Origin of the sequence: Novosphingobium sp. (assembly GCF_019748365.1) — a bacterium.
In the GTDB taxonomy this organism is placed as follows: Bacteria; Pseudomonadota; Alphaproteobacteria; order Sphingomonadales; family Sphingomonadaceae; genus Novosphingobium.
Genome location: NZ_JAIEPN010000122.1, coordinates 23,103 through 41,724, shown reverse-complemented (window position 1 = coordinate 41,724; position 18,622 = coordinate 23,103). Strand labels below are relative to the sequence as shown.

18 protein-coding genes and 1 pseudogene are annotated in these 18,622 nt (G+C 64.8%); 13 read left to right on the top strand and 6 right to left on the bottom strand.

The features are described 5' to 3' along the window. From K5Q19_RS14730 to K5Q19_RS14710, 5 genes and pseudogenes are all read left to right on the top strand, one after another. Positions 1-273, top strand: a pseudogene (locus K5Q19_RS14730) (phosphate acyltransferase); the annotation flags it as partial. Continuing rightward, complete coding sequence (locus K5Q19_RS14725; RefSeq protein WP_292946600.1) at positions 270-1,247, top strand: beta-ketoacyl-ACP synthase III; 978 nt, start codon at positions 270-272, stop codon at positions 1,245-1,247. The pseudogene K5Q19_RS14730 and the gene K5Q19_RS14725, both read left to right, overlap by 4 nt. Positions 1,248-1,396: 149 nt before the next feature. Further along, positions 1,397-1,696, top strand: a complete 300-nt coding sequence (locus K5Q19_RS14720; protein WP_292946597.1) for an integration host factor subunit alpha — start codon at positions 1,397-1,399, stop codon at positions 1,694-1,696. Next, on the top strand, positions 1,683-2,141 hold the full coding sequence (locus K5Q19_RS14715) for a MerR family transcriptional regulator (RefSeq protein ID WP_292946605.1): 459 nt from the start codon (positions 1,683-1,685) through the stop codon (positions 2,139-2,141). Before K5Q19_RS14720 ends, K5Q19_RS14715 begins: the two co-directional genes overlap by 14 nt. A gap of 184 nt (positions 2,142-2,325) precedes the next feature. Continuing rightward, complete coding sequence (locus K5Q19_RS14710; protein ID WP_292946595.1) at positions 2,326-2,613, top strand: hypothetical protein; 288 nt, start codon at positions 2,326-2,328, stop codon at positions 2,611-2,613. A 101-nt stretch (positions 2,614-2,714) separates the two neighbouring features. Here the strand turns inward: K5Q19_RS14710 and K5Q19_RS14705 are convergent, their stop codons facing one another. Together K5Q19_RS14705 and K5Q19_RS14700 are read right to left on the bottom strand one after the other, a co-directional pair. After that, positions 2,715-3,260 (bottom strand): histidine phosphatase family protein, encoded by a 546-nt coding sequence (locus tag K5Q19_RS14705; RefSeq protein ID WP_292946592.1) that lies wholly within the window; start codon positions 3,258-3,260, stop codon positions 2,715-2,717. Further along, on the bottom strand, positions 3,257-6,028 hold the full coding sequence (locus K5Q19_RS14700; protein ID WP_292946589.1) for an ATP-dependent DNA helicase: 2,772 nt from the start codon (positions 6,026-6,028) through the stop codon (positions 3,257-3,259). The genes K5Q19_RS14705 and K5Q19_RS14700 overlap by 4 nt, the downstream gene beginning before the upstream one ends. Before the next feature lie 181 nt (positions 6,029-6,209). Between K5Q19_RS14700 and K5Q19_RS14695 the strand changes: the two genes are divergently transcribed. Then, complete coding sequence (locus K5Q19_RS14695) at positions 6,210-7,091, top strand: flagellin (protein WP_292946587.1); 882 nt, start codon at positions 6,210-6,212, stop codon at positions 7,089-7,091. A gap of 52 nt (positions 7,092-7,143) precedes the next feature. Here K5Q19_RS14695 and K5Q19_RS14690 read toward each other — a convergent pair whose 3' ends face one another. Together K5Q19_RS14690 and K5Q19_RS14685 are read right to left on the bottom strand one after the other, a co-directional pair. Further along, entirely contained in the window at positions 7,144-7,731 is a 588-nt protein-coding gene (locus K5Q19_RS14690; RefSeq protein WP_292946584.1) for a hypothetical protein, read from the bottom strand. Between the two features lie 43 nt (positions 7,732-7,774). Further along, positions 7,775-8,449, bottom strand: coding sequence for a nitroreductase (locus K5Q19_RS14685; protein WP_292946581.1), 675 nt, complete (start codon positions 8,447-8,449; stop codon positions 7,775-7,777). A gap of 103 nt (positions 8,450-8,552) precedes the next feature. On the opposite strand from K5Q19_RS14685, the gene K5Q19_RS14680 reads away from it, so the two are divergent. Beyond that, complete coding sequence (locus tag K5Q19_RS14680) at positions 8,553-10,196, top strand: lysine--tRNA ligase (RefSeq protein WP_292946578.1); 1,644 nt, start codon at positions 8,553-8,555, stop codon at positions 10,194-10,196. A 994-nt stretch (positions 10,197-11,190) separates the two neighbouring features. Here K5Q19_RS14680 and K5Q19_RS14675 read toward each other — a convergent pair. Beyond that, on the bottom strand, positions 11,191-11,868 hold the full coding sequence (locus K5Q19_RS14675; protein WP_292946575.1) for a 2OG-Fe(II) oxygenase: 678 nt from the start codon (positions 11,866-11,868) through the stop codon (positions 11,191-11,193). Positions 11,869-12,199: 331 nt separating this feature from the next. On the opposite strand from K5Q19_RS14675, the gene K5Q19_RS14670 reads away from it, so the two are divergent. Continuing rightward, positions 12,200-12,562, top strand: a complete 363-nt coding sequence (locus tag K5Q19_RS14670) for a winged helix DNA-binding protein (RefSeq protein WP_292946572.1) — start codon at positions 12,200-12,202, stop codon at positions 12,560-12,562. A gap of 32 nt (positions 12,563-12,594) precedes the next feature. Here the strand turns inward: K5Q19_RS14670 and K5Q19_RS14665 are convergent, their stop codons facing one another. After that, on the bottom strand, positions 12,595-14,007 hold the full coding sequence (locus K5Q19_RS14665; protein WP_292946569.1) for a Mur ligase family protein: 1,413 nt from the start codon (positions 14,005-14,007) through the stop codon (positions 12,595-12,597). Positions 14,008-14,067: 60 nt separating this feature from the next. On the opposite strand from K5Q19_RS14665, the gene K5Q19_RS14660 reads away from it, so the two are divergent. The 5 genes from K5Q19_RS14660 to dnaN all read left to right on the top strand — a co-directional run bounded on the left by K5Q19_RS14660 (position 14,068) and on the right by dnaN (position 18,495). Then, positions 14,068-14,892: an LD-carboxypeptidase gene (locus tag K5Q19_RS14660; RefSeq protein WP_292946566.1), complete on the top strand. Its 825-nt coding sequence runs from the start codon at positions 14,068-14,070 to the stop codon at positions 14,890-14,892. 29 nt (positions 14,893-14,921) lie between these two features. Continuing rightward, positions 14,922-15,857, top strand: a complete 936-nt coding sequence (gene fabD / locus K5Q19_RS14655; protein ID WP_292946564.1) for an ACP S-malonyltransferase — start codon at positions 14,922-14,924, stop codon at positions 15,855-15,857. Between the two features lie 3 nt (positions 15,858-15,860). Then, complete coding sequence (gene fabG / locus K5Q19_RS14650; protein ID WP_292946561.1) at positions 15,861-16,625, top strand: 3-oxoacyl-[acyl-carrier-protein] reductase; 765 nt, start codon at positions 15,861-15,863, stop codon at positions 16,623-16,625. 5 nt (positions 16,626-16,630) lie between these two features. Then, complete coding sequence (locus K5Q19_RS14645) at positions 16,631-17,152, top strand: hypothetical protein (protein WP_292946603.1); 522 nt, start codon at positions 16,631-16,633, stop codon at positions 17,150-17,152. A 215-nt stretch (positions 17,153-17,367) separates the two neighbouring features. Continuing rightward, positions 17,368-18,495: a DNA polymerase III subunit beta gene (dnaN, locus tag K5Q19_RS14640; protein WP_292946558.1), complete on the top strand. Its 1,128-nt coding sequence runs from the start codon at positions 17,368-17,370 to the stop codon at positions 18,493-18,495. Positions 18,496-18,622: the final 127 nt, after the last annotated feature.

The following is an 18,622-nucleotide window of genomic DNA, read 5'->3' as shown; positions in this document are numbered from 1 at the left end:
TTCCTCATTTCCAAACCGGCGACCGAGCTGCTCAAGCATCATCTCGATCCCAACAATCACAATGGCGCGGTGTTCCTTGGTCTCAACGGTGTAGTCGTGAAAAGCCATGGCAGTGCATCGGCGCTCGGCGTCGCCCATGCGGTTGCGGTGACGGCGCGGCTCCTGTCCGAACGGCTGACCGAGCGCATCGCGGCTGACCTTGCCGAAGTCGGCCAGGATGTCATGCGCAGCGCGGCAACCCGCGTCCGGCCCGCGCCGGAGACGTCGGCATGACCCTGCGTTCCGTCATTCGCGGCAGCGGGTCCGCGCTGCCCGCGCGCGCCGTTTCCAATGCCGAGATGGCGACGATGGTCGATACGACCGACGAATGGATCGTCGAGCGCACCGGCATCCGCAACCGCTACATCGCGGGGGAGGGCGAGACGACCGCCACGCTCGCGACCGAAGCTTGCCGCAAGGCGCTGGAAGCCGCCGGGATTGACGCGGCCTCGATCGACCTCATCGTGCTGGGCACCTGCAGCCCGGACCAGACTTTCCCCGCTAGCGCGACCATCGTGCAAAACGCGCTTGGCTGCCGCGGCGGCATCGCATTCGACGTCGCGGCGGTCTGCTCGGGCTTCCTCTATGCCTTCGCCACCGCCGATGCGCTGCTGCGCACGGGCGCTGCCAAGCGCGCGCTGGTGATCGGCGCCGAGACGATGAGCCGCCTGCTCGATTGGGAAGACCGCACCACTTGCGTGCTCTTCGGCGATGGCGCGGGTGCGGTGGTGCTCGAAGCGGTGGAGGTGGACGAAAACGATCCCGCTGCGCCCGGCATTCTCGCCACCCGGCTCCACGCCGATGGCGCCTACAACGATCTGCTCCACGTGGACGGCGGCCCGTCGACCACCGGCACGGTTGGCAAGCTGCGCATGAAGGGCCGCGAGGTGTTCCGCCATGCTGTCGTGAACCTCGCCGCCGTGCTGGAGGAAGTGCTGGAAGCCGCCGGTTACACGTCGGCCGATGTTGACTGGGTCGTGCCGCATCAGGCCAATGCCCGCATTCTCGATGCCACCGCGCGCAAGCTCGGCTTGCCCGAGGACAAGGTGATCGTGACCGTCGATCGCCATGCCAATACCAGTGCCGCTTCGGTGCCGCTGGCCTTCGATACCGCCGTGCGCGACGGCCGGATCAAGCCCGGCGATCTCGTCATGTTCGAGGCGATGGGCGGCGGATTCACGTGGGGCGCCAGCCTCCTCCGCGTCTGATTTCCCCAATCCTGAGCGTGGGTGGCAACAGTTTTCGTTGCGGACCAATGGATTGGCCGATAAAATAATGTGGAAAGCGGATTGTAAAGCGCGGCGGACACTGTATTGTGTCAAGCTAGCTTGTCGCTTTTTTATCGGGGGAATCGAGGATGCGTTCGGTGGGAACTCTTACTCGCGCAGATCTTGCAGAGAGCATCAATCGCCGCGTCGGCCTGTCTCGTGCAGACTCGCTGGGCATGGTCGAGTCCATTCTCGATCATATGTGCGAGGCGCTGGCTGAGGGTGAAAACGTAAAGATTTCCGGATTCGGAACCTTTCTGCTACGGGACAAGGCTGAACGCATCGGTCGCAATCCCAAGACCGGTGTGGAAGTGCCCATCACCCCGCGCCGCGTCATGACGTTCCGCGCAAGCCAGATGCTGAAGGACAGGATTGCTGCCAGCAGTTGATACCCCGGGAACCGCGCCCAGCACCGCTCCTGCCTTTCAGGACGGCAAGGCGCCGGATGCCCTGCGCACGATCGGCGAAGTCGCGAACGCGCTCGGCCTCAAGCAGCATGTCCTGCGCTATTGGGAAGAGCAGTTCCCCATGCTCCGCCCGCTGACCCGCGCCGGCGGCCGCCGCTACTACCGGCCTGAAGACATCGCGCTCGTCGCGCGGATCGACCAGCTCCTCCACCGCGAAGGCTACACCATCCGCGGCGCAAGGCAGGCGCTTGCGGGGAAGGGCGGGGCGAGGCCTGCGCCAGCCGCCGCGCCCGAGCCAATGGCTGAGTCTGCACCAGCGAGTGCTGCCCCGATGCCTGCGGAAGACGAAATCATCGCCGCCATCCGCGTCCTGCGCCGCCACCTCGAAACGATTCGGGGAAGGCTGGCGGATGCTTTGAAGGATTGAGGGGGCGGAAAGGGGTTTCTCGCAAAGACGCTGAGGAAAAGAAGGGCGCAGAGATGCTCCGCCGAGCCGAGGGCTTTATATCTTTCCAGACCTTGCAGTTTTTGATTCCTGCGTGACTGGAAGCGGTTTGGCTGACGGTTTTGCCTCAAAGTAGTGGCCAAGCGTGACGTAACTGGGGGTTTTTATGTGGCAAGGTCCCTTGGGTTTTTGGAAAAGAAGACCTCAGCAATTTCGAGTTTTTGCCAGATATGTTATTCCATTTCTTGACATTATGCTTGTTATTATTACATTTTATGCCTTTGTTGTAACAATTATTGTCACAAGAGATTTATTCTATTTTTATTCAGGAATTTCTAATTCAATTGATAAAGGTATTTTTGTTGATTTATTTCTATCAATTTTAATATTATATTCAATTATGTTTATGAAGAATGTTCTGAAAACTGTTTCTCTGCATATTGACCGTGATTGATATTGAAAAAGGGCATTGCGAAACTGCGGTGCGATCGTGCCAAGTCTAAAAACTCGGCGATCTTCTTTTCCTCTGCGTCTCTGCGAGAAACCCTTTCAAGCTTAATCGTTCAGCGTCGGTCCCAAATCCGGGTCCAGATCGCGCGGGCGCTTCATCGAAACCAGCTTCCCGCAGCGCTCCTCCAGATCGGCCCAGCGCTCGATGGCGAGTTCCATCACGGCAAAGGTTGCGGTCGGGAACTTCACTTCCACTTCCTCGCGCAGCGGGCTGGTGCCGTCGTCGGGCACGAGGTCGAAGATCAGGTCTTCAAGCCCCGGATTGTGCCCGATCATCAGCACGCTTTCCGGCTCGCCCGATAGCTCGCGTAGCAAGTCGATCAGCGTCGCGGAACTGGCGAGGTAGATGCGCCGGTCCCATTCGACCGGGAAGGTGTGTCCCCAGGCCTTGCTTGCTTCCTCGATCGTCTCGGCCACGCGCACTGCGGGTGAGGCGATGATCCGGTCGAAGCGTAAGCAGGTGCTCTTGATGTATTCGCCCATCGCCCGCGCCCCGCGCACCCCGCGCGCATTGAGGGGCCGGTCGAAATCGCGGGCCCGCGCGTCGGACCAGTCGGACTTCGCGTGGCGCAGAAGAGCGAGCGTTTTCAAAGGCGGGACTCGTCAGTCTGACTGGGCTGCGCGGCTGCGCTTGCCTCGTCTGAAACACGGCCTGCGACGCTTTGTAAAGCCGCATCGAGCGTCACGCGGCGCACCGGCGTGCCCGGCGGAAATGCGGTGAGGAGGCGGGACGGAAAGGCCGAGGATAGGACCACGAAATGCCCCCGGTCCGTACCTGTGCGGATCAGCCGCCCGAAGGCCTGCGCCAGCCGCGCGCGGATGATGCGGTCGTCATGCGCCTGCCCGCCGCCTCCGAACTTCTCCGCATGCGCCAGCCGCCGCGCACGGTGTAGGATCGAAGGCTTGGGCCAGGGCACCTGCTCCATCACCACCAGCCGCAGCGAGTGGCCCGGTACGTCCACTCCGTCGCGCAGGGCATCGGTGCCGAGCAGCGAGGCGCGCGGATCATCGCGGAAGATATCGACCAAGGTGCCGGTATCGATGGGATCGACATGCTGGGCAAACAACGGCAGGCCCCCGCGCGCCAGCCGGTCGGCAATCCGGCCATAGACCGCGCGCAGCCGCCGGATCGCGGTGAACAGCCCCAGCGCTCCGCCGCCCGAGGCCTCGATCAGCCGTCCATAGGCATTGGCGAGCGCGGGGATATCGCCCTTGGGCACGTCGGTCACGATCAGCACTTCGGCATTGCGCGCATAGTCGAAGGGGCTTGCCGCCGCGAACACCTGCGGCCTCACATCGAGATAGGGCGCGCCGCTGCGCTGGATAGCACTGCCCCATTCGCCGCTCTGCGTCTCCGCACCGTCGGTCAGCGTAGCGGAGGTCATCATCACCCCGTGCGCACCCGCCAGCACTGCTTCGGCAAAGGGCTTCATCGGATCGAGATAGCGGCGGTGCAGCCCGATATCCCACTCGCGCCCCTCGGAGCGCTCCAGCGCCAGCCAGTCGACGAATACGGGATCGCCCGGCCCCCCGAGCCGCGCCAGCAGCGCGATCCATCCCGCAATCAGATCGGTGCGCCAGCCAATCGCTCCCCGCGCGCCTTCGATCCGCGCCCGCGCCGGGCCATCAAGCCAGTCCGGCCCGTCCTCGATCAGCGCTTCCAGCCGCAAGGCAAGGCGCATCAGCGGCTGGCGCAAGGCCTCCAGCGCTTCCTGCGCGCGGCCCGCCACTTCGATGAAACTGCCGCCGAGTTGTGCCGCCTCGGTCTCCAGCCCGTAACCCGCTTCCTGCCCGCCGCTCTCATCCCGCGCGAGCACGAGTTCACGCGTTTCGGCCAGCAGGTCCTCGATGGGGCCGAAGGGCGCGCCTTCGACGACCCGCGCCAACCAGCCATCACCCGGCAGCGCACTTGCCGCCTCGCGCGCATCGGCAATCGCGCGGGCGCCTTCATCGTCATAGCTCGCGACATCCGCCAATCGCGCCGCAAGGCCCCGCCGCCGCCCGCGCTGGTTGCCCTCGGGCCCGATCACCCAGCGCCGCAGTTCCACCGTCTCCGCGCCGGTCAGCGCCGCGGCAAAGGTGCTGTCCGCCGCTTCGAACACGTGATGGCCTTCGTCGAACACGATCCGCGTGGGCCGCTGCGATTGCTCCCGCGCGCGGGCCGCATTGATCATCACCAGCGCATGGTTGGCGATCACCAGCTCGGCCCCTGCCGAAGCGCGCGCTGCCCGTTCGATAAAGCACTTCCGGAAATGCGGGCACCCAGCATAGACGCATTCGCCGCGCTGGTCGGTCAACGCGGTGATCCCGCGTTTCCTGAACAGCGTGCCAAGCCAGCCCGGCAGATCGCCGCCGATCATATCGCCGTCCTGCGAGTATGCCGCCCAGCGCGCGACCAGTTGCGCCATGATCGCCGGCCGCCCGGTAAAGCCGCCCTGCAGCGCGTCTTCCAGATTGAGCAGGCAGAGGTAGTTTTCCCGCCCCTTGCGCACCACCACCGGCGGGCCGACACGCCCGGCCTGCACCGCGCGCTCCGGTGGGAAGGCCGCGCGGCTTTCGCGCCGCAGCTGCCGTTGCAGCGCCTTGGTATAGGTCGAAACCCAGACCGTGCCGCCCGAACGCTCGGCCCAGAGCGAGGCGGGGGCGAGATAGCCGAAGGTCTTGCCGGTCCCGGTGCCCGCCTGCGCCAGCACCACATGCGGCTGGCGCTGCCCCCCGCGCGGTGCGAACATCGCGCCCGCCGCCCGCGCATAGGCCTGCTGAGCGGGGCGCAGCTCCGCCGCGCTGCCCGTCAATTCGGCGAGCCGCGCCGTGATCGCATCGTCGCCCAGCACGATCTGCGCGGGCTGCGGCCGCTCGGGCGCTTCCTCCCATTCGGGCAGGCGGGAAAACAGCCAGCGCTCCGCCCGCTGCGGCTGGGCAATCTTCGGCGCGAGCAGCCCTGCCCAGGGCCAGCGCAGCCGCACCAGCGATTGCAGCGCGCTCCACGCCCCCTCGCGCTCGGGCCAGACGGGGTCCTCACACACGGCGAGCAGCGCCTCGGCGGCGGCCTGCAACAGCGCGGGCACGCCATCGTCGCTCGCCGGTTCGGCCAGCCCCAGCGCCTGCGCGAGGCCCTTGGGCGTCGGCACCATGAAGCGGGCAGGGTGCACGAAGGCGAAAAGCTCCAGCAGATCGAGCCCGGAGAGGTCTGGATAGCCCAGCCGGCTCGCGATCAGTGGCGCGTTGAGCAGCAGCAGCGGCGTATCGGCCGCAGCCATGATCGCCTCGCCCTTGCCCACCGGACGCGTGCCGGCAAGGTCGCGCAGCCAGCAGCCGCTGTGGCTGGCATGGATTGCGGGGAGGGAGGGGGCAGCCATGGCCCAGGCACTAGAGAGCAAAGCCCGGTGCTGGGCAAGCCGGGGCCTTACGTGCTCCCCCCATGGGGCAACACATAGGGTTGCAGGGTGCTTGCCTTAAACCCGGCAAGGTTCGGCCGTTCTGGCATTCCGGGACATGCATGGGGCCACACGCCTCAACCCATAGTGGAGAATGGGCATCATGGCAGTTATCAACACGAATATCAGCGCAATCCGCGCATCCAATGCCTCAACCAACGCCTCGAAGATGGCTGGTGTGGCAATGGAGCGGCTTTCGACTGGCAAGCGCATCAACGGCGCGAAGGACGATGCCGCCGGCCTCGCGATCACCACCACCATGACCTCGCAGATCAAGGGCATGGGCCAGGGTATCCGCAACGCCAACGACGGTATCAGCTTCGCTCAGACCGCCGATGGTGCGCTCAACGAAGTCACCGCAATGCTGCAGCGCATCCGCGAACTGGCGATTCAGGCCAAGTCGGAAACCTACACCACTACCGATCGCACTTCGATGCAGTCGGAAGTTGCGAACCTCACCTCGCAGATCAGCGAAGTGCTGGAGAAGACCACGTTCAACGGCACCAAGCTGTTCACCGTGACCGGTGCCGCTCCTGCAGCGGATGGTTCGGACGACACGACCTTCTCGATCCAGACCGGAAGCAACACGACCGACACCGTGGATCTGCGCAGCAGGGCGATTGACGGCACCAAGCTCTTCGGCGGCGCCAACACCACCTATGATCCGGCGACGACTCCGCAGGCGATCGATGTTTCGACGCCCGCTCAGGCCGGCACCACGATGGACAATGTTGATGCCACGCTGACTGCGGTCAACGCCGCGCGCGCCGAATTCGGTTCGGGCCAGAACCGTCTCGAATCGGTGATCAACAACCTTACCGACAACGTGACGAACCTCTCGGACGCACGCAGCCGTATTCTCGATACCGATTATTCGGCCGAGACGACGCAGATGGCCAAGGCGCAGATCCTGAGCCAGGCCTCGACCGCGATGATCGCGCAGGCCAATCAGGCCCAGCAGAACGTGCTTTCCCTGCTGAAGTAAGTTCTAGTCCTCTCCCCTGCAGGGGAGAGGATTGGGAGAGGACGGGTTGAGCTCAGGCTGGGGTCTTCTGCTCCAGCAGCAAGCTTTCCAACTGGTTCACGCCTGGCACGCCGAAGACCTCGAAGCGCTCGGTTATCTTGTCGCCGTCGCTGTCGATGCGGGTCCCGGTCTGGATGCGCAAGTTTCCGTAACCGTCGGCATCGGCGGTCACGTCTATCGGGCCCATCTGGCTGATCAGTACGCTGGCGCTCTCGCGCTTGGTACCAGCGGTCACGCGCAGCATCCGCCGATCGGTAAGGCCGTAGATCGTCTGCGCGGCCTTGCGGCGCGCCTTGAAGGGCATCCACAGCATGCCAAGGCCGATGCCGATGAAGGGCAGGCCGAACAGCGGGAAGATGATCCCGAAGCTCCACTGGATGCCAAGCGGCGTGTGCGAGCTCGCCATCCACGGCAGCAGGGCCATCGCTTCCCAGAACAGCGCAAAGGCCGTCCACGGCACCGCGAAGAACCAGATCGCGAAGACGGCACGCAGCCGCGAGGGGTCCGGCCTGCCGCTCCACAGCAGGCGTTCCCCGGTCATCAGTTCGCGCCGCAGGATCGATTCGAGCTCGGGCGAAGGCGGTGTCGTCAGCGTTTCCATGCCGCCGATTGTCGCACGCGCCGGTTAGGAGGGCGTTACAGCCTCATTCGAACCCGACGAACGTCGCCGCCTCGGCCACCGACTTGCGCTCCGAGACGACCGCGTTCGCCGGGAAGCTCTCGTCCGGCCAGCCCAAAGCGATGCTTTTCATGATCACCTGATCGTTCGCAATCCCGGCATGCTCGCGCACCACCGGCGATTGCATGATGCCTTGGCTGTTGATCACCGTGCCAAGCCCGCGCGACCACGCCGCATTGACGAGCGCATTGACCACACCGCCGCAATCGAACGGGGTGTCGTCGCTGCCTTCCAGCACCTTGTCATAGGTCACGATCACGCAGACCGGCGCGTCGAACTGGCGGAAGCCGCGCAGCACCCAGTCCTGCCGCATCTCCGCATCATCGCGCGCGATCCCCATCGCGGCGAAGAGCTGCTTGGCGACGCCGATCTGCCGCTCCCGGTGCACGCCGGCAAAGGGCTGGCCTTTGCGGAACTCGCGGCTATCCGGGAAGCCCGCCAGAATGCGCTCGGTATTGCCCTGCCGGATACGCGCCAGCGGCTCGCCGGTGATCACGTAGAAATTCCAGGGCTGCGTGTTCATCGAGGTCGGCGCGCGCATCGCGATCGTCAGAATTTCCTCGATCAGCTTCTGCGGCACCGGATCAGGCTTGTATCCCCGAATGCTGCGCCGCCCGAGCATGACCTCATCGTATTCCATACTGTCTCCCAAACCCTGTTTGGCGGATCGGTAGCGACCCCGCTGCCTTTCGCACAAGCTTTTCCTTGCGCTGGCGGGGGCCTTCCGCAAAAGGGTCGGCGCTATGGAAAACGCAGAAAACCCCGCACCGCTTGATGTCTTCACCGCCAGCCAGACCTCCAAGGCCTGGCCGTTCGAGGAAGCGCGCAAGATCGTGAAACGCTTCCCCGGCGGCAAGCGCGATGCGAAGGGTGATCTCGTCCCCGTGCTGTTCGAGACGGGTTACGGCCCCTCGGGCCTGCCGCATATCGGCACCTTCCAGGAAGTGCTGCGCACCACGCTCGTGCGCCGCGCCTATGAGACGCTCACGGGCGGCCACCCCACGCGCCTGATCGCCTTCTCGGACGATATGGACGGCCTGCGCAAAGTGCCGGACAACGTGCCCAACAAGCAGGTACTGGCCGAAAAGCTCGGCCACCCGCTCACCCGTATTCCCGATCCCTTCGAGAAGTTCGAAAGTTTCGCGCACCACAACAACGCGATGCTGCGCCAGTTCCTTGACCAGTTCGGCTTCGACTACGAATTCGTCTCGGCCAGCGACCGCTACAATTCCGGCGCGTTCGACGATGCGCTGAAGAACGTCCTGCGCAACTTCGGCGCGATCATGGACATCATGCTCCCCACCCTGCGTGAAGAGCGCCGCCGCACTTATTCGCCGGTCCTGCCGATCAGCGAGAAGACCGGCGAAGTGCTGCAAGTGCCGCTCGAAGTCGTCGATGCCGAAGCCGGCCTCGTGCGCTTCGAGGATCAGGGCGAAGTGGTCGTCCAGTCGGTGCTCGGCGGCAAGTCCAAGCTGCAGTGGAAGGTCGATTGGGGCATGCGCTGGACCGCGCTTGGCGTCGATTACGAGATGTGCGGCAAGGACCTGACCGACAGCCACCTCTATTCGGGCCGCATCGCGCAAGTCCTCGGCGGCCGCCGCCCGGAAGGCCTGATCTACGAGCTGTTCCTCGACGAGAACGGCGAGAAGATCTCCAAGTCCAAGGGCAACGGCCTCACCATCGAGCAGTGGCTGGAGTATGGCAGCGAGGAAAGCCTCGGCTTCTACTTGTTTCGCGAGCCCAAGAGCGCCAAGTCGCTCCACGCCGGGGTGATCCCCCGCGCGGTCGATGAATACTGGCAGTTCCGCGAAAAGCTGCCCTCGCAGCCTATCGAACAGCAGCTCGGCAACCCGGTCTGGCACCTGCTGCGCGCCAACGGCTACCATGGCGGCGATGGCGATACGCTCCCCGTCACCTACGGCCTCCTGCTCAACCTTGTCGGCGTGCTGGGTGCATCTGCGACGCGGGCGCAGGTCTGGTCGTACCTCGGCAACTATGTCGAAAACGCCGATCCCGCCGCGCACCCCGCGCTCGACGCGCTCGTCACATCAGCCTTGGCATACAACCGCGATTTCGTCGCCCCGACGCTGAAGCGCCGCAAGCCCGAGCCCAACGAAGCCCGCGCGCTGGCCGCACTGGACGAGGAACTTGCCGCGACCAGCGACGATGCAACGGCGGAACTGCTGCAGAACATCGTCTACGAGATCGGCAAGGACCCGCACTACAGCTTCGAAAGCCTGCGAGACTGGTTCAAGGCGCTCTACGAGACGCTGCTCGGCTCGGCCCAAGGCCCCCGCATGGGCAGCTTCATCGCGCTCTACGGGATCGCGGGGACGCGGCGGTTGATTGCCGAAGCGCTGGAAGGCGTGGAACTGACGATGGAGTGATGGCTTGGCTGCGGTTTCGAATTAGATGTGCGGCACGTGCAGCGTCGTAGAAACTATATCTGTGTACCCTCAATACCCGGAAGCGAACTTTCATTCTGGATACAACGATAGTTGTAGGTCAGGCATTCAACATTTACCATAAGGCACTCAGATTATACGGCAGGGTGCCCGGTGATAAAATTTTGTGTGCAGCTTTTTGCTTTGCTGACTTTAACGTTCGTGCCGTCAAATCCTGCCTTTGCACAACATCCCCTCGTGTTGCGCAAACTCGCCGAGTGGAACGATGCAGCACCAGCTCCCGCAGAACAGATCATACTGAGCGAGGTTCGAAACTCTTTAGCGGTGCTATACAGTCAGAACCCGGCATGCAGGGCCACTGACATTAGTGTCCGGCAAGTGGAGCCCGCGACGGCGGATCGCTACGCTTTCAACGGCCGGGTTGGCGGAACTCTGCGCAACGCGTGGTTCGTCATTGTGCAAATACCGTCCTGCGATACAGCGCCCGTCCGGTTTATGGTGCTCCAGAAAGCGGATGCCAGTCTCAAGACCATACGCGTGAATAGAGGGACATCCTATGCTTGGGAATCCCTCATCGCGGACACGTTCCGATCTGCGTTGCTTGGTGCGCATATTGCTCTCAAGCGGAACGGTCTGAACTGCGCCGCAGAAGAGAAGCCAATCGTGGGAGTTATGCGCATCGCTTCGGAGGAGTCTGACCTTGGACCAGTGCAATTCGGCGTTCGTTACAAGGGGCGTTGGACCGAGATATGGCCAATCGAACTGTGCGGGAGAACGGCCGAGGTAGGGATAGAGTTCACCGCTGACGGTGATGGTGGCGCATATACGCACATCGTAAGTGATCAGACTCGCGTCCTACCGTGATGACGGGCTGGCCTATCGTAGCATGCAATATACCAAGTATTTCAGACGAAAAGGCATAATTGATCGCCTGCCGAAACAGGACGCTCCTCTAACCAAGTACCTTGCCTGCGGCCTAATACCAGGGCCGCGCGCGGTACCACTTCGTCACGATATACTTCACCCCCCGCTCCACCGGCCGCCCGGCGTGCATGGTCAGCGGGTTCGGCTTCCCGTCGCGGCCCATGTTGTTCCACACCAGCAGCGCGCCCTTCTGCGGGGGCACCGAGATCGGCGCCTTGGGAAACTCGATCGCCCCGCCGGCTTCCACGTCCGAGAGGTAGCCCATCGCCGTCCACGTGCGCTGCCCGCCGCGGCCTTCCTCGGTCGGCCAGTAGCTGGCCGAGGTATCGAAGTAATCGAAGTGCGCGCGGAACTGCTGCCCCGGTTCATAGCGCTGACCCTGGATCACCTCGCCATGCGCGTGGTCGATCCCCATCAGGTCGTCGATCCGCCGCTCCAGCATGCGGATGAACGGATCATCGGGGTCGACATCGCCGCTGTAGCTCGTCCGTCCGCTGTCGGCATTGTTGTGATAAGTTGGGGAGGGGCGCGCCACCGCATCCACCATCCGGATCAGCCGCGCGCATTCCTCCGCGGTGAAGAAATCCGCGACGCCATAGATTTCGATCGCATCGATCGGCAGCCGGTAGACGCTGGGATCAGCCTCGAGCCGCGCGCGCACACGTTCGCCCACTTTGGCAAGGGCCTGAGCATCCGTGGCCGCAGGTTTTGAACGCCGAAATCCGATCATGGTGCGCTCATGCCGCAGCCGCCGCCTGCTGCCAAGTGGCAGGTGGCGACAGCAGGACCTCGTGGCGCATCAACATCCTGCCATCAATGAGTTATGAAAAATAACTAAAGTTGCAACCGATCCGGACTATATTCCTCCGCAGCAGGCTTACCAATATTGCGCAACATGGTTACATATATGGCATGATTGATAGTTGATTGATCATGAGAATCCCAAGGGTCGCGTAACGATAAGACTGACCGCGAAAACAGTCAGCGCCAGGTTCCGACAGCCCAGCGGCGGGGCAAACGAGTTTGGCGGCGAACGTTCCTTGGAATGCGAGGAGTTGGCATTGGACGGTCATGTCGATTTGGATGCGGAAACGCTCCGCATTGCGAAATTGCTTTATGAAGCGCGCCGCCGCCGCGATGCGGCAAGCCCGATCAAGGGCCTTTTCGGAGAGCCCGGTTGGGATATCCTTCTGGACTTGTTCATTGCCCGCAAGACCCGGACGGCCTTGCAGGTTTCGAGTGTTTGCGCGGGCGCGGGCCTGCCTTCCACCACTGTGCTGCGCTGGATCGCCCGGCTTGAGCGGGAGGGGCTGATTGTGCGCGTGGCGGATCAGGAAGATGCCCGCCGCCGCTATGTGAGCCTGACCACGCGCGGCCTGCGCCTCACGACATCGCTGCTGGACGCCATCGGCCCGTTGGGCTGATGGTTTAGGCCAGATGGCTTAGGCCAGATGGCTTATGTCAGCCGCGCCAGCAGGTCGCGGGCAAAGGCGGATAGCGTGTCATCCCGCGCGCCCATGATCACGATGCGATCTCCGGGCGCGGCCAGTTCGGCCATGCGCGCCGCGCAGTCGGCGCGCGCCGGGATGTGCTCGGCCGTGCCGCCGTGGGCGCGGATCATCTCGACGATGCGTTCGCTGCCCACCGAGCGGTCGACCGTGCCGCCGAAATAGACCGGGTCGCACAGGATCGCGCGGTCCCCGGCGCCCAGCCGCGTGGCCAGCACTTCGGCCAGTTCCGTGCCCATCTGGCGCAGCGGGCCATAACCGTGCGGCTGGAAGAACGCGATCACCCGGCCCGGATGCGCTTTCAGCGTGGCGAGCGTCGCGGCGACCTTTTCCGGATTGTGTCCGAAGTCGTCGATCACCGTCACGCCGTCCGGGCTCGTGCCGACGACGTCGAACCGCCGCGCAAGTCCTGCGTAGCCCTCCAGCGCCCGCACCGCGTCGCCCAGCGGCACGCCTGCCGCCTGCGCCGCAGCCAGCGCCGCCAGCGCGTTGGACAGATTGTGCCGTCCGGGCACCTTCAGCGCCAGCGCGTGACGCTCGGCGGTGCGGCGATGTTCGATCATGGCTGAAATGCCGAGCGGCGATTCGGCCACGCTGCCCTCCACCACGCCGATGTCCGCCGCGCTGGTCCCTATGCCGAAAGTGAGCGCACCGCCCGACGCGCGGCTGGCAAGCGCGGCGCTTTCCGCGTCGTCGAGATTGACCACGGCCGTTCCCGCCCGCGCGAGGAAATCACCAAACAGGCCGCGCAGTTCCTCCATGCTCTTGTGATCGAGGCTGACGTTGTTGAGCACGGCAATGCTTGGCCGGTAGGCCGCGATCGAGCCGTCACTCTCGTCGACTTCGGAAACGAACGGTCCCGCCGGAGCGCCGACCCGCGCGCTGGCAAAGGGCGCATCGGGCCCCGCAAAGTTCTTCATCACCGCGCCGTTCATGATCGTGGGATCGCGCCCGCAGGCGGTGAGGATCCACCCCAGCATGCCCGTCACGGTCGATTTGCCGCTGGTGCCGCCCACCGCGATGCTGGTGGGCGCCGCGTTGAACAGCGTGGAAAGCAGGTCCGCCCGGCGCATGCGGCGGCAGCCCAGTTCGGCCGCACGCACCATTTCGGGCACGGTATCCTCCACCGCCGCCGAGGCGACGAGGATCTGCTCGGCCGAAGTGATCCCGCTGCCATCCTGCGGGTGCAGCACGAAGCCCAGGCTTTCCAGCCAGGCGAACTTTTCCGGCGTGCGCCCCTGATCGCGGCTGCGGTCCGATCCCGCGATCTGCGCGCCCTTGCCTTGCAGGATCAGCGCAAGCGGCAGCATGCCCGATCCGCCGATGCCGCAGAAGAACCAGGGGTGTGCGGTAAGGTCCATGCTCATGACGGCAAGCGGTATGCGCCCTTGCGGCGCAGCGCAACCGGGTTAGGAAGGCGCATGCCCCGGATCGCCATCTGCGCGCCTGCCCGCTCGATCACGCCACAGGATGCGGCGGCGGTGGACGCGCTCGCGGGCGAAATGCCCGGTCTCGAACTCGTGTTCCACCCGCAGTGTTTCCTCGAGCATGGCCATTTCGCCGGCACCGATGCGCAGCGGCTGGAGGCGTTCCTCGAATGCGCCAATGATCCCGCCTTCGATGCCGTCTGGTTCGCGCGCGGCGGTTACGGCTCGAACCGCATCGCCGCAGACGCCGTCGCAGCGCTGGCCCCAGCCGCGCGCGGCAAGGCATACCTCGGCTATTCCGATACCGGCTACCTTCTCGCCGCGCTCTACCGCGCGCGCGTCGGCCAGCCGGTCCACGCCCCCATGCCGGGCGACATCCGCCGCGAGGGCGGTGCGGAGGCTGTGCTGCGCAGCCTGCGCTGGCTTGCCGGAGACCGCTCGGGCACGGAGCCGGTGCAGGACGATCGCCCCCGCGCCGCGTTCAATCTCACCACGCTTGCGATGCTCTGCGGCACGCCGCTGCTACCCGATCTTTCCGGCCATGTCGTGATGGTCGAGGAAGTCTCCGAGCATCTCTACGCGGTGGACCGGCTGTTCTTCCACGTCACCGCGCAGCTTCGCGGCATTGCCGGTCTTCGGCTCGGCCGCGTCGGCGATGTGCCCGAAAACGACGTCCCCTTCGGCGCCGACGAGGAGGCGATCGCGCGCGACTGGTGCGCCCGCAGCGGCATTCCCTGGCTCGGCCGCGCCGATATCGGGCACGATGTTGATAACAAGATTGTCGCATTCGGGCTTGAGGCGCCTCCCGCGAATCACTAGGCGCGCTGCTTCACAGCAGGAGTGTGTTGATGCGGGCATTCGTTTTTCCGGGGCAGGGCAGCCAGAAGCTGGGCATGGGCGCAGAGCTCGCCGCCGCCAGCGCTGCCGCGCGTGAGGTTTTCGAGGAAGTCGATGACGCGCTCGGCCAGAAGCTCTTCGCGTTGATGACCGAGGGACCGGAAGATGAACTGACGCTCACCGCCAATGCCCAGCCGGCGATCATGGCCAACGCCGTGGCCGTGCTGCGCGTGCTCGAGAAGGAATGCGGCCTTGTGCTGGCCGACAAGGCGCAGTTCGTCGCCGGCCACAGCCTTGGCGAGTATACCGCGCTCTGTGCTGCAGGCGCCTTCAGCCTTGCCGACACCGCCCGCCTGCTGCGCCTGCGCGGGTCCGCCATGCAGGCTGCCGTACCGGTGGGCGAAGGCGCGATGTGCGCGCTGCTTGGCGCCGATATCGAGAAGGCGACCGCGCTTGCCGCCACTGCCGCCGAGGGTGAAGTCTGCACCGTCGCCAACGACAACGATCCGGGGCAGGTCGTCCTCTCCGGCCACAAGTCCGCGATCGAGCGCGCGATTGCGATGGTCAAGGAGCACGGCATCAAGCGCGGCATCGCGCTCCCCGTTTCGGCGCCGTTCCACTGCCCGCTGATGCAGCCCGCCGCCGATGCAATGGCCGAAGCGCTGGAGCGCACCCCCCCGGGCGCGCTGCGCGTCACCCTCATGGCCAATGTCACCGCCGCGCCGGTAACGGACCCCGAAGAAGTCCGCCGCCTCCTCGTCGAGCAGGTCACAGGCCGCGTGCGCTGGCGCGAAAGCATGATCGCGCTGGGTGCAGCGGGGGTCGAGCACTTCGTCGAGCTTGGCGGCAAGGTCGTCGGCCCGATGATCAACCGTTCGGTCGCTGATGTAGCGGTTGCCAGCGTGGTCGGCATGGCCGATATCGAAGCCTTCGCGAAGGAGCTCTAAGCCATGGAACACCGCCTCTTCGATCTGACCGGCATGACCGCCCTCGTCACCGGCGCTGCCGGTGGCATCGGCTCGGCGATCAGCCATTCGCTGGCTCGGCAGGGCGCGCGGCTTGCGCTGTCCGGCACCAACCCCTCCAAGCTGCGTTCCTTCCGCGAGGAATTGAACGACACGTATGGGCACGACCACGTCGAGATCACCTGCGATCTCTCGAACACCGAGCAGGTCGAGCATCTCGTGCCCGCCGCGATCGATACGCTCGGGAAGGTCGATATCCTCGTCAACAACGCCGGCATCACGCGCGACAATCTCGCGATGCGGATGAAGGACGAGGAATGGGATGCGGTCATCAAGGTCAATCTCGAGGCCGCCTTCCGCCTCATGCGCGCTGCCTCCAAGCCGATGATGAAGGCGCGCTTCGGGCGGATCATCACGATCACCAGCGTTGTCGGCGCGACCGGCAATCCGGGACAGGTAAACTATGCCGCCGCCAAGGCGGGCCTTGTCGGCATGTCGAAGAGCCTCGCGCAGGAACTCGCCACGCGCGGCATCACCGTGAACTGCGTCGCTCCCGGCTTCATCCGCACCGCGATGACCGACGTGCTCCCCGATGCGCAGAAGGATGCGCTCAACGCCCGCATCCCGATGGGCCGCATGGGCGAGGGCGGGGACATCGGCGCGGCGGTCGCCTATCTCGCCAGCCGCGATGCGGGCTATGTCACCGGGCAGACGCTGCACGTGAATGGCGGCATGGCGATGCTGTCCTGATCGTGATGCGGCGCGCCGCGCTCCTGCTGGCGCTAGCCGCCATCCCCTTTTCCGCGCAGGCGCGCCCACCGCAGGCGCTGGCCTGCGCAGTGATCGCGGCGCCCGAAGGGCTCGACGCGCAGCTGGCCGACAGCATGCTCACGCTTGACGAGGCACGCAGCAAGCCGGCGATGGACACGCTTCATGCCCTGGTCGATCGCTGCGCTGCGGACCAGTTCCTCAATGACAAGCAGCGCGATGCCTATTTCGGCTATGTGCACGGCCGGATGGCGCGTGATGGGCTCGATGCGAAGCTCAAGGCGGAAGGGCTGCCATCCGAACTGATCGACAAGGCGCTCGATATCGGTCCCGGCAATGCCAACAATCCCGCGACGCAAGTGACCCAGGGAGACTTGCGCCGCGTCTCCACCGCGCTGGCCGAGGCGGGGCAGGATCCGGCCAAGGTAACGCCCGTCGGCTGGGGCCTGATTACCGCATGGATCGCCGCCACCGCGCAGATGTTCGACGCGCTTCGCGTGCTCGATTGACCCTGCGAGGCAACCGCGCCGTTTTCGCTGCATTTATGCACAGCTTCGCCGCTGCGAAGGCGGCTTGCGCTTGCCCGTGGCGGGGCGTGCGTTAAGGAAGATAGTCCAGTAACAACCCGTCTTCGCCAGCGATTCCATGCGCGCGGGGACGCCAGCTACACAGCCCTCAACGGTCCCTTGCCGGGAACCGCAAGGGCGGGGGACACGAGACGAGAATGAAGGCCACGATCGAACGCGCGACCTTGCTACGCTGCCTGTCCCATGTGCAATCGGTGGTGGAGCGGCGCAATACCATCCCTATCCTCTCGAACGTGCTGATCGAGGCTTCGCCCGATGGTTCGGTCCGCCTCATGGCGACCGACCTCGATCTCCAGATCATCGAGACGATGCCCGCGCGTGAGGTGGAGCGCCCCGGCGCGATCACCGTTTCCGCGCATCTCCTGTTCGATATCGCGCGCAAGCTGCCCGATGGCAGCCAGGTCAGCCTTGATGCTTCCGAAGGCCGCATGGTCGTCAAGGCCGGGCGCAGCCGCTTCCAGCTGCCCACGCTGCCGCGCGATGATTTCCCGGTGATCGTCGAAGGCGATCTGCCGACGAGCTTCGAAGTGCCTGCGCGCATTCTCGCCGAACTGATCGACCGCACCCGCTTCGCGATCTCGACCGAGGAAACCCGCTACTACCTTAACGGCATCTTCCTGCACGTCGCGGACGAAGCCCAGCCGGTGCTCAAGGCCGCCGCGACCGACGGCCACCGCCTCGCGCGCTACACGATCCCCCGGCCCGATGGCGCCGAGGGCATGCCGGATGTGATCGTGCCGCGCAAATGCGTGGGCGAACTGCGCAAGCTGCTTGAAGACGTGCTCGATACCGCTGTGCTGATCGACCTCTCGGCCAGCAAGGTGCGCTTCACGCTCGGCGGCGAACACGGCGTCGTGCTCACCAGCAAGCTGATCGACGGCACCTTCCCGGACTACAGCCGCGTGATCCCGACCGGCAACGACAAGCTGCTTCGCCTCGATCCGCGCAGCTTCTTCGAAGGTGTGGACCGCGTCGCCACGATCGCCACGGAAAAGACCCGCGCGGTCAAGATGGCGCTCGAAAACGACAAGGTCACGCTTTCGGTCACCAGCCCGGAGAACGGCACCGCCGCCGAAGAAATCGCCGCCGAATACCGCGCGGCGGGCTTCGAGATCGGCTTCAACGCCAATTACCTCAAGGACATCCTCAGCCAGATCGACGGCGACATGGTGGAACTCCACCTCGCCGACGCCGGCGCACCGACGCTCATCCGCAAGGACGACAAGTCGGCTGCGCTCTATGTCCTGATGCCGATGCGGGTCTGATCCGCACTGATACTGCGGGCGGTGCGGCTCGTATCACGCCGCTGCTGCGAACCGGCTGCTTGCAGGGAGCGTGGTCAATTGCCCCAAAGGGCATGTTTGTGCCGGCACGCTGCCAAGCGGCTCGGAT

Coding starts and splice junctions, on each gene's coding strand:
- K5Q19_RS14725 (WP_292946600.1), top strand. CDS start 270: ATGACCCTGCGTTCCGTCATTCGCGGCAGCGGGTCCGCGCTGCCCGCG.
- K5Q19_RS14720 (WP_292946597.1), top strand. CDS start 1,397: ATGCGTTCGGTGGGAACTCTTACTCGCGCAGATCTTGCAGAGAGCATC.
- K5Q19_RS14710 (WP_292946595.1), top strand. CDS start 2,326: ATGTGGCAAGGTCCCTTGGGTTTTTGGAAAAGAAGACCTCAGCAATTT.
- K5Q19_RS14700 (WP_292946589.1), bottom strand. CDS start 6,028: ATGGCTGCCCCCTCCCTCCCCGCAATCCATGCCAGCCACAGCGGCTGC.
- K5Q19_RS14695 (WP_292946587.1), top strand. CDS start 6,210: ATGGCAGTTATCAACACGAATATCAGCGCAATCCGCGCATCCAATGCC.
- K5Q19_RS14690 (WP_292946584.1), bottom strand. CDS start 7,731: ATGGAAACGCTGACGACACCGCCTTCGCCCGAGCTCGAATCGATCCTG.
- K5Q19_RS14685 (WP_292946581.1), bottom strand. CDS start 8,449: ATGGAATACGATGAGGTCATGCTCGGGCGGCGCAGCATTCGGGGATAC.
- K5Q19_RS14680 (WP_292946578.1), top strand. CDS start 8,553: ATGGAAAACGCAGAAAACCCCGCACCGCTTGATGTCTTCACCGCCAGC.
- K5Q19_RS14675 (WP_292946575.1), bottom strand. CDS start 11,868: ATGATCGGATTTCGGCGTTCAAAACCTGCGGCCACGGATGCTCAGGCC.
- K5Q19_RS14665 (WP_292946569.1), bottom strand. CDS start 14,007: ATGGACCTTACCGCACACCCCTGGTTCTTCTGCGGCATCGGCGGATCG.
- K5Q19_RS14660 (WP_292946566.1), top strand. CDS start 14,068: ATGCCCCGGATCGCCATCTGCGCGCCTGCCCGCTCGATCACGCCACAG.
- fabD (WP_292946564.1), top strand. CDS start 14,922: ATGCGGGCATTCGTTTTTCCGGGGCAGGGCAGCCAGAAGCTGGGCATG.
- fabG (WP_292946561.1), top strand. CDS start 15,861: ATGGAACACCGCCTCTTCGATCTGACCGGCATGACCGCCCTCGTCACC.
- K5Q19_RS14645 (WP_292946603.1), top strand. CDS start 16,631: ATGCGGCGCGCCGCGCTCCTGCTGGCGCTAGCCGCCATCCCCTTTTCC.
- dnaN (WP_292946558.1), top strand. CDS start 17,368: ATGAAGGCCACGATCGAACGCGCGACCTTGCTACGCTGCCTGTCCCAT.